The following is a 12332-nucleotide window of genomic DNA, read 5'->3' on the forward strand; positions in this document are numbered from 1 at the left end:
GACGCGGACTTGACAGGGTCATAGTGGTGTTACCGGTAGGTGGCATCGCGGACGAACCGTGAGAAAGGTATTTCGTGTCTTCTGAGACGACCACCAATGGCAAGGCAGCAGATTCTGCCGCCGATCTGCAGGAAGCAACTGTGGGAAAGGCAGCTGTAAAGACGGCTGCTGCGAAGGCCGCCACCGCGAAGAAGCCTGCTGCAAAGCGTGCTCCTGCAAAGTCCCGTGCCAAGGCCGCAAAGGCACCCGAGGAAGTCGAGACCGAAGAGGTTGAGACGGACGAAGACGCCGAGGAGACCCCGAAGACGCCCGCCGTCGACGAGAACTCCAAGGGTTTCATCCTCACTGCCGACGAAGATGACGCCCCGCAGCAACAGGTCATGGCTGCTGGCGCCACCGCTGACCCTGTCAAGGACTACCTGAAGCAGATCGGCAAGGTTGCCCTGCTGAACGCCGAGCAGGAAGTCGATCTTGCGCTGCGCATCGAGGCAGGACTTTACGCCACTGAGAAACTCAAGGCTGAGAACGGCGCCAAGATCGAAAAGCGGCTGCGCTGGGACTACGAGCAGATCGTGCATGACGGCAAGATCGCCAAGAACCACCTGCTCGAGGCCAACCTACGTCTCGTAGTGTCGCTGGCCAAGCGCTACACCGGTCGCGGCATGCTCTTCCTGGACCTGATCCAGGAAGGTAACCTCGGCTTGATCCGTGCGGTTGAGAAGTTCGACTACACCAAGGGCTTCAAGTTCTCGACCTACGCCACTTGGTGGATCCGGCAGGCCATCACCCGTGCCATGGCAGACCAGGCCCGCACCATTCGTATTCCGGTACACATGGTTGAAGTCATCAACAAGCTGGCACGCGTGCAGCGCCAGATGCTTCAGGATCTTGGTCGCGAACCGACCCCGGAGGAATTGGCCAAGGAACTGGACATGACCCCAGAGAAGGTCGTCGAGGTCCAGAAGTACGGGCGCGAGCCGATCTCCTTGCACACTCCCCTTGGCGAAGACGGAGACTCCGAGTTCGGTGACCTCATTGAGGACTCCGAGGCAGTGGTTCCCGCCGATGCTGTGTCGTTCACCCTTCTGCAGGAACAGCTGCACTCGGTGCTCGATACGCTTTCGGAGCGTGAAGCCGGAGTCGTGGCCATGCGCTTTGGCCTTACTGATGGCCAGCCGAAGACGCTTGACGAAATTGGCAAGGTCTACGGCGTGACCCGCGAACGCATCCGCCAGATCGAGTCAAAGACGATGTCCAAGCTGCGCCACCCGTCGCGGTCGCAGGTTCTGCGCGACTACCTGGACTAAAAAAGCCAACGCGTGGGCCTATATCCCACGCGAGTCCAACGGCTCCCGGAAACCCTGTTTCCGAGAGCCGCTTTTCTCGTCCTGCATTAGAAGGCCATCGGGCCCTTCGGCCGGCAGAAACCGGCGGAAACCAATCCTTAACGACAGTGGGACCCCAGCGCAATGCCGGGGTCCCACTTCCAAACCTATTCCGGCGCTTGGCCGGGATGAGACGATTAATCTTCGTCGTCGAAAACAGGCTTCTCGTGGAGGCGTGCTGTTTCGTCTTGCCACTCCGTGGTCATGGGGCGCAGTTTTTCTTCCACTGACCGTGCGTGGTGTCCGCAGAAGAAGAGCTCGCCACCGGAGGTCTCCAATACTGCGCGCACATATGCCTGTGCGCCGCACCGGTCGCAACGATCAAGGGCATTTAGTTCTCGGGTTACCGTCGTCGTCATCATGATGACCTCCTTCAGTCGATGTGTATCTAATACAACCAGCAAACCTCCATTTTTCTTCTTGAATGTTTGTCCTTTCGCTCACCGCGTAGCCCGGAGGGAGCAGAGGCGAAGCTCTAATGCGGGGGTTACAGCGAAATGACATGGCCACAGACTATTGTTGAGAGCGTCGTTCCGAGGTTTTTGAGGAGTTCTAATAACCGTGGCCAAAAGCACTGACTACAACGCCAGACACCTTTCCGTCCTGGAAGGTCTCGAAGCTGTGCGCAAACGTCCGGGCATGTACGTCGGCTCGACCGACTCGCGTGGACTCATGCACTGCCTGTGGGAGATCATCGACAACTCCGTTGATGAGACACTTGCCGGCTACGGCCAGTCCATCAAGGTCCTTCTCCATGCGGATGGTTCCGTGGAGATCCACGACGACGGCCGCGGCATCCCCGTGGACATCGAGCCGAAGACCGGACTCTCTGGCGTTGAAGTCGTCTTCACGAAGCTGCACGCTGGAGGAAAGTTCGGCGGCGGATCGTATACCGCCTCTGGCGGCCTGCACGGTGTGGGCGCCTCCGTGGTGAATGCGCTCTCGTCGCGCCTTGATGTATTTGTGGACCGTGGCGGCAAGACGTATGGGATGCAATTCCGCCGTGGCGAACCGGGTCGCTTCACCGATTCGGGCAAGCCCAAGCCCGACGCCGGTTTTGAACCCTTCTCCACAGCGTCGGTGCTCGATGTAGTGGGAAAGGCCAAGCGCGGAGTCACCGGTACGCGCGTGCGCTACTGGGCCGACCGGCAAATATTTACTCCCGACGCCAAGTTCTCCTACACTGAATTGCAGGCTCGTGCCCGCCAGACCTCGTTTCTGGTGCCGGGACTGAAGATCACCCTGCGTGACGATCGCGGTCTGCCCGACACCTTGGGTGCGGATGGTCCCTATGAAGAGGTCTTCCAGCATGACGGGGGCATTTCAGAGTTCGTGGAGTACCTGGCCAATGATCCTGCGGTCACCGATATCTGGCGTTTTCACGGTTCGGGGACTTTCAAGGAATCCGTGCCCGTGATCGACTCCTCCGGGCATAGCCGAATCACGGCGGTCGAACGCACGTGTGAGGTCGATATCGCATTGCGCTGGGGCATCGGGTACGAGACCAGCCTGCGCTCCTTCGTGAACATCATTGCCACGCCCAAGGGAGGCACCCACCAGACCGGATTCGAGCAGGCCCTGTTGAAGACCTTTCGCAAGGTCATTGAGGCCAACGCCCGAAAGCTCAAGGCGGGCAACGACAAGATCGAAAAGGACGATGTCAGTGCGGGGCTGACCGCAGTGTTGACCGTCCGGTTGGCCGAGCCACAGTTCGAGGGGCAGACCAAGGAAATCCTTGGTACCTCGGCTGTGCGCCAGATCGTCTCCAAGGTCGTGGAAAAGGACCTGACCGCCAAGCTGAATTCCTCCGCCAAGGGGGAGAAGACCCAAGCTTCCATGCTGCTGGAAAAGGTGGTCAGCGAGATGAAGTCGCGCATCTCGGCGCGGGTTCACAAGGAGACCCAGAGGCGCAAGACGGCCCTGGAGACTTCTTCCCTTCCGACCAAGCTGGCGGACTGCCGCAGCACGGACACCGAGCGTAGTGAGCTGTTCATTGTGGAGGGCGACAGTGCATTGGGAACAGCCCGGTTGGCGAGGTCTTCGGACTTCCAGGCACTGCTCCCCATTCGTGGCAAGATCCTCAACGTGCAGAAGGCCTCCGTTGCCGACATGCTCTCGAACACCGAGTGCGCGGCGTTGATTCAGGTCGTCGGTGCGGGCTCGGGGCGAAGCTTTGACATCGATTCGGCACGCTACGGCAAGATCGTGCTGATGACCGATGCCGATGTCGACGGCGCGCATATCCGCACGTTGCTGCTCACCCTTTTCTTCCGCTACATGCGTCCCATGGTTGAAGCCGGCAGGGTCTATGCAGCGGTGCCTCCCTTGCACCGGGTGGAGATCGTGAATCACGGTTCCAAGGAGAACGAGATGGTTTACACCTACTCGGAAAACGAACTGCACGAAGTCCTGGCGGCGCTGGAGAAGAGTGGCAAGCGATACAAGGAGCCGATCCAACGCTACAAGGGCCTGGGTGAGATGGATGCGGACCAACTTGCGGAAACCACAATGGATCCGCGCCACCGGACGTTGCGCCGGGTGGGGCTGGAACATGCTGAATCCGCTGAGCGGGTATTCGATCTGCTGATGGGCTCGGATGTGGCGCCGCGCAAACAGTTCATTATTTCCGGGGCGGAGCGCCTGGAACGCGATCGCATCGACGCTTAGTAGGCTTATCGTAGTTCGGTGGGTATCTCTTTGGGGATGCCCACCGAACCTGTTTTCGGACCGGTTCAGGGCGCCCTGGAATTGCTAGCTGAAGAGTTCCGGGGCGATCAGCATCGTTGTTGGCAACGCGATGAGAAGCACCGCTGCCGAGATGGCCAGGGTTTGCGTAGCCCGGGGCAACGCAGGCTTGGGGGTAAGGAGTCGTCGCAAGCGATGCGAGGAGAGCTCTTCGGTAGGTGCCCCGCCGGTCCCCGCAGACGGCAGGGATGAGGAATCTTGGCCGGAAGGATCACCCAGTGCTCCAGTTGCAACGGTGAGCAACGCACGCAGCAGGACCGGCGCCGTGACCTCACGCAATGCAACATCGTCGGCAAGCATTTCCACCAGCTCCTGGACTGCTGCCAACGACAGCTTGGAGGTCGGTAGCCAAGGAAGTGCATCGTTCCACGAAGTAAAGGCCAATAGGAGCAGGTCGTGGCGTTGCTCGAGGTGGGCCCTTTCATGGGCGAGGACGGCCCGGAGTTCATCGGCGTTCAGCTGCTGGACCAAGCCGCGCGAGAGCACTGTGACCGAGCCGGTGAAGCTTGGCAGGCAATAGGCGATCGGGATTTCGTGGTCCAGGACAAGCGTGCCGGGGTTCGCGCTGGATTCCTCTGTCAGCAACTTCAGGATGTGTCTATGCCGGGCACGTTGACGGGTGATGCGCCATGCGGCCCGGATCAAGGTGAGGACCAAGTGGAATCCCAATAGCGCTGCGGTGCTCAAGGCAAAGATATGTATGGGACCGGGGGTTTTCGCGCCAGCGTCGCCCCGTAGGAGCTTGATGCTGCCATCCGCGGCGTCGAGTAGGGTACTGCCCAACGGTTCGAGTCCCCAAAAGAGCAGGGCGCCAATCATCGAAAGCCCACCGGCCAAGGCAATGGCTTGCCAGAGGACCATTGCCGCAAACGGGGATCTTGCTGTCCATCGGGCACGCGAAAGGGCAACGGGTATAGGCCATGCAAGGAGCACGGCCAGCCCCGCCAAGAGGTAGGAAGTCAGCAGCACGTTAGGTGGCGGTGCCGATCGTCGCTAGGCGTTACGTGGTGTATCGAGCAGCTGGCGCAACGACTGCGCTTCTTCGGCGGAGATGCCACCGATGAAGCGTGCCAAAACGGCCTCACGATCCAGCACGGTTCCCAGCGCTTCGTTCATCAACGCCACGGTGTGTTCCTCGCGGTTGGTTACCGCGGTGTAGCGGTGCGGGCGGATGTCGCGTTCGCGTGCAACCAAGCCCTTCTTTTCCAGTCGTGCCAGCACGGTCAGGACCGTGGTGACAGCAAGTTCCTTGCCGTCCACGCCGCCGGGTGCTGCAAGCTGGTCGCGAAGTTCGTTGGCGGTCAGCGGGGATTCGGCGTCCCAAAGGAGATCCATTACTGCGCGTTCAAGGTCGCCAAGAGTGGCCAATCTTCATTCCTAACAGAGTATCCAGGCCCCATGCAGCTGTGGCTGCTGGACCGACAGGGGTCGCCGTGGGCAACACCCGCTGTCATCAGTTTACCGCGTGCGGCCCAAATGTTCTACACTCAGTAGAAACGACTTCTACGACTCGTAGAAATCATGGCGGCGCTCTTGATGTTGGCCAAAGGATTTCTCAGTGAAGGGCAAGGCATGGACGCACTGGAAATTGCCAGATGGCAATTTGGCATCACCACCGTTTATCACTTCCTCATGGTGCCGCTGACCATCGGACTCGGCCTGGTGGTCGCGGTCATGCAGACCGTGTGGCACCGGACGGGCAAGGAAGAATACCTGCGAATGACGAAGTTCTGGGGAAAGCTCTTCCTTATCAACTTCATCATGGGAGTTGCCACGGGCATCGTCCAGGAATTCCAGTTCGGCATGGCGTGGAGCGAGTACAGCCGCTTTGTCGGGGACGTATTCGGCGCACCTCTGGCGATGGAGGCACTCCTCGCGTTCTTCATTGAGTCCACTTTTCTTGGCCTGTGGATCTTCGGCTGGGGACGGTTACCCAAACGCATCCACCTTGCTACGATCTGGATCGTTTCCGTGGCCAGTATCCTGTCTGCTTACTTCATTCTCGTCGCCAACTCGTGGATGCAGCACCCGGTTGGTACCGAAATGATTGACGGTCGGGCCACGATGGTTGATGCGTGGGCTGTCTTCACCAACAACACCGCCCTTGTCACCTTCCCGCACACCATCTTCGGCGGCTTCGCCGTGGCGGGCGGATTCCTCTTGGGCATCTCCTGGTACCACCTCCACAAGCGTCGCAGCAGCGGCGTCGATGTCGTCAACGCCTCCGGCAACCTGATCGTGGGGGAGTCCGTGACACTCGGAAGAAACCGCGACAAGGTGGACTACAAGGTCTGGATCAAGTCCCTGCGCATCGGAGCGGCAATCGCGCTGGTTTCCTTCCTGGGCGTCGCCTTCTCCGGACACGCACAGGCGCAGCTGATGTTTGAACAGCAGCCCATGAAAATGGCTGCCGCCGAGGCCGCCTGCCACGACGGCACCGGCTTCTCGATTCTCTCCATCGGCAACCTCCGTTCCGAGGGCGCAACCACCTGTGACGACATGGTCGCGGTCTGGGAGCTCCCGGGGCTGCTTTCCTTCCTGGCACACAATGATTTCGACACCGAGATCAAGGGTGTCAACACGTTGCTGCCCGAGTACCAGGAAAAATACGGAACCCACCTTCCCGACGACCCGATCTACGGCGAACGGGCCGGAAGCGAAATCAACTACCTCCCGATCATGGAGGTGACCTACTGGGGCTTCCGACTGATGATCACCTTGGGCGGGCTCTCCGCCGTGGCAGCCGGTGTGGCTCTCTGGCTGACCCGTAAGGGAACAGTCCCGCAGAGCAAATGGCTTTCGCGCCTCGCACTGTTTGGCATGCTGGCACCCTTCGGGGCAAACTCCGCGGGATGGATCTTCACCGAGATGGGTCGACAGCCCTTCGTCGTTGCCCCGAATCCAAGCTTCGAAGGCATCGACCAGGTGTTCATGTACACGGCCGCCGCAGTCTCCCCGGGAGTCAGCGGCGGGGAGATGCTCTTCTCACTGATCACCTTGACGCTGGTCTACGCGTTCTTGCTGGTCGTCGAAGTCGTCCTGCTCACCCGCTACATCCGCGGCGGCATCGGTTCAGCGATGCCTGAGCTCCACGACCACCCAGATGACGACAGCGAGGACACCGACGTGCTGTCCTTCGCCTACTGACCCGCCCGTTCAAGAGAAAGGACTCTTTGTCGTGGATTTCCTGCCCACCTTGTGGTTCATCCTGATAGCAGTGCTCTGGGGCGGCTATCTCTTCCTCGAAGGCTTCGACCTGGGCGTAGGCATGCTCATGAAGACCTTCGCGAAAAACGAGAAGCAGCGCCGCGTGCTGCTCAACACCATCGGCCCGGTCTGGGACGGCAACGAGGTCTGGCTCATCACCGCAGGGGCGGCAACCTTCGCCGCATTCCCGGACTGGTACGCCTCGCTCTTCTCTGCCCTCTACATCCCGCTGACCCTGGTGCTCGTGGCACTGATCTTCCGTGCGGTTGCATTCGAGTATCGGGGCAAGGCGCACACCGACGCGGTCCGCAACGCCTGGGACTGGGCCATCAGCCTTGGCTCCTTCTTTGCTGCCTTTGGCGTCGGTGCAATGCTCGCGCTGAGCACCACGGGACTTCCCTTGGATGCCAACGGGGACCGCGTCGGCGGGCCCTTCGCATGGTTCAACATGTACGCGGTCCTCGGCGGGATCGGAGTCGTGGCTTTCTGCCTGGTCCACGCGCTGGCCTTCCTGGGCTTGAAAACCGACGGGGACATCCGCAGACGTGCGGCCAAGCTGGTCGCCCGCTGGTTGCCGGTGGCGCTGTTGCCGCTTGCTGCCTGGGCCGTTGCCGTGGTCCTGCTGAACCTCAGCGTGGCGGCGTTGGCACCGCTGGCACTTGCCGTGGTGGCGTTGGTCTTCGCCTTCATCCAAGCCCGCAAATACAACGAGGGCCTGGTGTTCCTTGGAATGGCCGTCTTCTTGTTGGCCGGGGTCGCGGCGATCTTTGTCGCTGCCTTCCCCAACGTCCTGCCTTCGAGCATTGACGCGGCCTACAACCTGACCGTGTACAACGCTTCCTCGACCCCGTACACACTCAAGCTCATGAGCATCGTCGCGGCGTTCGGGCTCCCGTTGGTGCTGGTCTACCAGGGATGGACATACTGGGTGTTCCGCAAGCGCATCTCCGAATCCCACATCCCCGATGCCCGCGTAGTGACTTCGATCGTCTAAGCCGACCTTCCAACCAGCCAAGAAACGAGGACCAGCATCGTGAAACCAGTTCTCCCCGCAGGAACAGGCTCCCGGAAGGTACTGGCCCTTTTGGCGGGGCTTGCCGCCCTGAAGGTGGTGGGGATCGTGCTGGTCGCCGATGCCCTGGCCACCTCCATCAGCCAGCTGGCCGCGGGGAACGAGCTGGACACGACGCGATTGCTGGTGCTGGGCCTGGGCGGAACGGTCCTGCGCGCCGGCGCCGTCTGGGCCACCGAGTTTGCCGCGCACCGGGCAGGACTCGGTGCCAAGGAAAAGCTCCGTTCCCGGCTCATGGACGCCGGGCTGCGCGGTCCCGGAACCGCCGGCGGGCCGGGGCCAGGGGCGTTGGCTGCACTGGCCAGCCGCGGACTGGACGGGTTGGACAACTACTACACCAAGTACCTTCCGGCACTGGTCTCGGCCATGGTCATCCCCGGCTTGGTCGGGGTGCGGATCCTGGTCGCCGACTGGGTCTCTGCCCTGATCGTGGGCTTGACCATCCCGCTGGTACCGGTATTCATGATCCTGATCGGCCTGCACACCCAGGACAGAGTGAAGGCGGCTGCCGCCGGGTTGGACAGGCTCTCGAACCAGCTTTTGGAACTGGCCCAGGGCCTGCCTGCACTGATAGGCCTGCGCCGGGCCCAAAGCAAGGCACGTGCCTTGGCCAAGGTGTCGGACGACTACCGGCAAAGCAGCATGAAGACCCTGCGGACCGCGTTCCTTTCGGGGCTCGCACTGGAACTCATTGCGACCATCTCGGTCGCGGTGGTCGCCGTGTTCATCGGCGTGCGGCTAGTCTATGGAAACATGGGGCTGGAGGCCGGGTTGCTGGCATTGATCCTGGCCCCCGAATGCTACCTTCCGCTGCGCACTCTGGGGGCAGCCTTCCACGCCTCCGAGGACGGCGTCGAGGCGCTTCAGCGCAGCGAGGAATTCATTGGTACCGGCAAACCCGGCACCGAGGAGCCCCCGACATCGATGCTCGCTAACGAATCCGTGGTGTTGGCCATCGAGGCACTAGACATCCGACACTCCCGCCGGAGCGAACCAGCACTCGAAAACGTGACGCTCCAATTGTCCGTCGGCTCGGTGCACGTCCTGGATGCCGCCAGCGGAGCCGGGAAAACCACGTTGCTGCACGCGGTGCTGGGCCAGCTTGAGCCGGGCGCCCAATGCACCGGAGAGATCCGAGTCGATCTCACCCGGGCGGCCTTCATCTCCCAACACCCCCGGTTCACCGAAAACACTGTGGCCGAGGAGATCGACCTGCACTCAGGGGGCAACCTCGGAACCGTAGGGCTTCGACGGGCCCTGGACGCCGCGAACATCGGCCACCTCCGGAGCCGGAAGCTTGTTGACTGCAGCCCAGGCGAGCTACGCCGGGTGGCAGTGGCACGGACGCTGGCCAAGGTGGAAACCGACCCGGGGATCAACCTAGTGCTGGCCGATGAGCCCACGGCCCACCTGGATGAAGCCTCCGCGCACCTCGTCAGGGGTGCCATGGTCGCGCTGCTCGAACGCTGCGCAGTGCTGGTGGCCACCCACGACCGCACCTTGGCGGCAATGCTCAGGGGACAGGCAGCGCCGAGCCAATCCGCCGCCGGGCTTCCGTTCCAACCGGCCCAGGGTGCCGTCGAACCCGCGCCCCCCGCGGCCCCGGAAACCCACCGCATTCCCCGTCCCGCCGGGCAGGGATCGCCGCTGGCGCACTGGAAGCTTCTGCGCTCCATGCCGTGGTTCCGCCACGGCTTGGTCCCGGGACTGGCGCTGGCCGCCGCCGCCGCCATCTTCGGGGTGGGCCTGACCGGGATCTCGGGTTGGCTCATCGTCACCGCCAGCCACCAACCCCCGATGCTGCACCTGATGGTGGCCATCGTCGGGGTGCGCACCTTTGGCATCGGGCGCTCTGTGCTGCGCTACGTGGAACAGCTCCGCGTGCACGACGCCGTCTTTGGCTTCGCTTCCAGGTTGCGCCAGCGCCTCTGGGACGCGCTGGTGGCCCAACCGGCCAGCTGGGGCCGGCTCACGCGCTCGGGTGCGGCCCTGGGACATCTGGTGGCCGAGGTCGACGAGGTGCGCGATGCGGTGCCGCGGGTCCTGGTGCCTCCGGTGGCTTCACTGGCAACTTGGGGCGCGGTAAGCACGGGAATCGGGTTCTGGGCCCCCGGCGCCCTCCCGCTGGCGCTTGGGCTTGGCCTAGCCGCCTTTGTCGTGCTTCCACTTGGCGTGCTCGCTGTGGAAAGGCGAAGCACCACCGAAGTTGCCGAACATCGTGTGTGGCTTGGCTCCAGGGTGCCGACGCTGCTGCGTGCAGCCGGGGATCTGCGAGCAAACCGGGCCCAGCACCGGGCGCTGGCGGAATTCACCGCTGCCGATGCCCGGGCCACCGAGTCCCTGCGGGCAGCTGCCCGCGGGGCCGGCCTGGCCCAGGGCGGGGCAATACTGGTCTCATCGGTGGCGGCGGTGCTGGCAGTTGCCATGGCGGGCCCCACCGGGGAAGCCGCGGCGATCGCCGGACTACTGCTGCTGGCCCTGGGCGAACCAATCGCCAACACCGCCCTGTCCATCCAGGCGCTGCCGCAGCTCGACACGGCGCTGCGCAGCGTCTGGGTGAACATCGGGGAGCACACCGAGGCCAACACGGAAACCCCGTCCTTGGCGGGTGCCGCCGTGGACGCGGAAGCCCCGGGCGCCGGGAGCCATGAAGGGCAGAGGCTCTCGCTGCGGCTCAAGGACGCGGACATCGGCTGGGCAGCCGGTGAGCCGGTGCTCAAGGACCTGACAGTGGCAGTGGCCCCCGGGCAATGGGTGGCCGTGACCGGGCCGTCGGGTTCGGGGAAGTCGACGCTGCTGGCCTGCATGCTCGGTGCCCTGGCGCCGCTGGTCGGTTCGCTGGAAACCAAGCGCGGCGAGGGCCACTGGATGCCGGCCGGCGCGGCTGATCTGGCCCAGGTTGCCTGGTGCCCGCAAGAAGCGCACCTCTTTGATTCCTCGGTGCGCTCAAACCTTTGCCTTGGCCGCGAATCCGATGACCAACCCACCGACACGGAGCTGCACGGGGTGCTGGCCAAGGTGGGGCTCGGCCACTGGCTGGGAACGCTGCCCGGGGGACTGGCAGAACGCATCGGCTCCGGCGGACACCATCTCTCCGGGGGACAGCGCCAGCGACTGGCCGTTGCCCGTGCACTGGTAGCCCGTGCCCAGGTGCTGTTGCTCGATGAACCAACGGCCCACTTGGGGGCGGACGAGGCGGTGGCGCTGGTCAGCGACCTGCGTGGGGCCTTGGCCGGCAAAGCGGTGCTGCTGGTCACCCATGACGCCGCGGTCGCGGGGTTGGGTGATTCACTGGTGGACCTGGCCGCGCTTGCGGAGCTGGTTCCGGCCGGTTCCTGAACGTCGCACAATCCGGCCCGTCACCATTGGAGGGGCGCTGCTTGATGGCGTCCCGGACTGGCTTGGTGTCCAACGCCCCCGAATTCAACTGGATCACCGTGCCGTCGGTGCCCCACAGCTTGAGTATAGGGAGGAAGCAGTTGCGACAGGGCACGTGTCTTTCGATGTCCGCGAAGCGAATGGACATCACCTTGCGAAAGAGGGTGCGCAGAACGATCTTCTCGTCGTTGATGGGGACCCGCCAAGTGATGTAGATGGCCACCAGGACGAGTCCGGCCAGGAACGACACGATTCCGCAGATCCGCATGGGCCAGTTGTCACCGGGATCCAACCAGTCGGAAAACGAGAGCGGGATGAACATCGCACCAGCCAGAAGTAATACCGAGGCGATCACCCAGCCGATCACTCCGCCGAGCCGCTTGACCCTATTGGGCCGGTGCACGGAGCACCGTCCGAGCAGCTAGGTGAGACCCAGGGCAAAGGCCCCGGCGTCCGCTTCGACCCGATCTCCTGTGTTCATTTCAAGTCGCTCGCTGCTCAGGGGCAATGGATGGTCCCCGGTTGTCATTGCGTGGCGATCGCCA

Annotated in this window: 8 protein-coding genes; 5 read left to right on the forward strand and 3 right to left on the reverse strand. The window is 62.8% G+C overall.

Going from position 1 to position 12332, the window contains the following annotated elements:
• Positions 1-74 precede the first annotated feature (74 nt).
• Positions 75-1307, forward strand: a complete 1233-nt coding sequence (locus ABEA12_RS09800; RefSeq protein WP_210101152.1) for an RNA polymerase sigma factor — start codon at positions 75-77, stop codon at positions 1305-1307.
• 215 nt (positions 1308-1522) lie between these two features.
• On the opposite strand, the gene ABEA12_RS09805 is transcribed toward ABEA12_RS09800, so the two are convergent.
• Positions 1523-1747 carry a DUF7455 domain-containing protein gene (locus ABEA12_RS09805; RefSeq protein WP_210101151.1) on the reverse strand — a complete coding sequence of 75 codons (225 nt, stop codon included), beginning with the start codon at positions 1745-1747 and terminating at the stop codon, positions 1523-1525.
• A gap of 199 nt (positions 1748-1946) precedes the next feature.
• Between ABEA12_RS09805 and ABEA12_RS09810 the strand changes: the two genes are divergently transcribed.
• Positions 1947-4052: a DNA gyrase/topoisomerase IV subunit B gene (locus tag ABEA12_RS09810; RefSeq protein ID WP_210101150.1), complete on the forward strand. Its 2106-nt coding sequence runs from the start codon at positions 1947-1949 to the stop codon at positions 4050-4052.
• A gap of 84 nt (positions 4053-4136) precedes the next feature.
• Here ABEA12_RS09810 and ABEA12_RS09815 read toward each other — a convergent pair whose 3' ends face one another.
• Both ABEA12_RS09815 and ABEA12_RS09820 read right to left on the reverse strand, forming a co-directional pair.
• Entirely contained in the window at positions 4137-5099 is a 963-nt protein-coding gene (locus ABEA12_RS09815; protein ID WP_210101149.1) for a M56 family metallopeptidase, read from the reverse strand.
• A gap of 24 nt (positions 5100-5123) precedes the next feature.
• Positions 5124-5498 carry a BlaI/MecI/CopY family transcriptional regulator gene (locus ABEA12_RS09820; RefSeq protein ID WP_210101148.1) on the reverse strand — a complete coding sequence of 125 codons (375 nt, stop codon included), beginning with the start codon at positions 5496-5498 and terminating at the stop codon, positions 5124-5126.
• A gap of 204 nt (positions 5499-5702) precedes the next feature.
• Here ABEA12_RS09820 and ABEA12_RS09825 point away from each other — a divergent pair, with 204 nt between their 5' ends.
• The 3 genes from ABEA12_RS09825 to cydC are packed head-to-tail and all read left to right on the forward strand — an operon-like array spanning position 5703 to position 11748.
• Positions 5703-7277 (forward strand): cytochrome ubiquinol oxidase subunit I, encoded by a 1575-nt coding sequence (locus ABEA12_RS09825; protein WP_210101147.1) that lies wholly within the window; start codon positions 5703-5705, stop codon positions 7275-7277.
• A gap of 31 nt (positions 7278-7308) precedes the next feature.
• Positions 7309-8331, forward strand: coding sequence for a cytochrome d ubiquinol oxidase subunit II (gene cydB, locus ABEA12_RS09830; RefSeq protein WP_210101146.1), 1023 nt, complete (start codon positions 7309-7311; stop codon positions 8329-8331).
• Between the two features lie 39 nt (positions 8332-8370).
• Positions 8371-11748 carry a thiol reductant ABC exporter subunit CydC gene (gene cydC / locus ABEA12_RS09835; RefSeq protein WP_210101145.1) on the forward strand — a complete coding sequence of 1126 codons (3378 nt, stop codon included), beginning with the start codon at positions 8371-8373 and terminating at the stop codon, positions 11746-11748.
• The last annotated feature ends 584 nt before the right edge of the window (positions 11749-12332 follow it).

The organism is Paeniglutamicibacter antarcticus (assembly GCF_039544305.1).
GTDB classification, from domain to species: domain Bacteria; phylum Actinomycetota; class Actinomycetes; order Actinomycetales; family Micrococcaceae; genus Paeniglutamicibacter; species Paeniglutamicibacter antarcticus_C.

Excerpts from the sequence above, each read along its gene's own strand:
- ABEA12_RS09825 (WP_210101147.1), top strand. The coding sequence starts at position 5,703 with ATGGACGCACTGGAAATTGCCAGATGGCAATTTGGCATCACCACCGTT.
- ABEA12_RS09805 (WP_210101151.1), bottom strand. The coding sequence starts at position 1,747 with ATGATGACGACGACGGTAACCCGAGAACTAAATGCCCTTGATCGTTGC.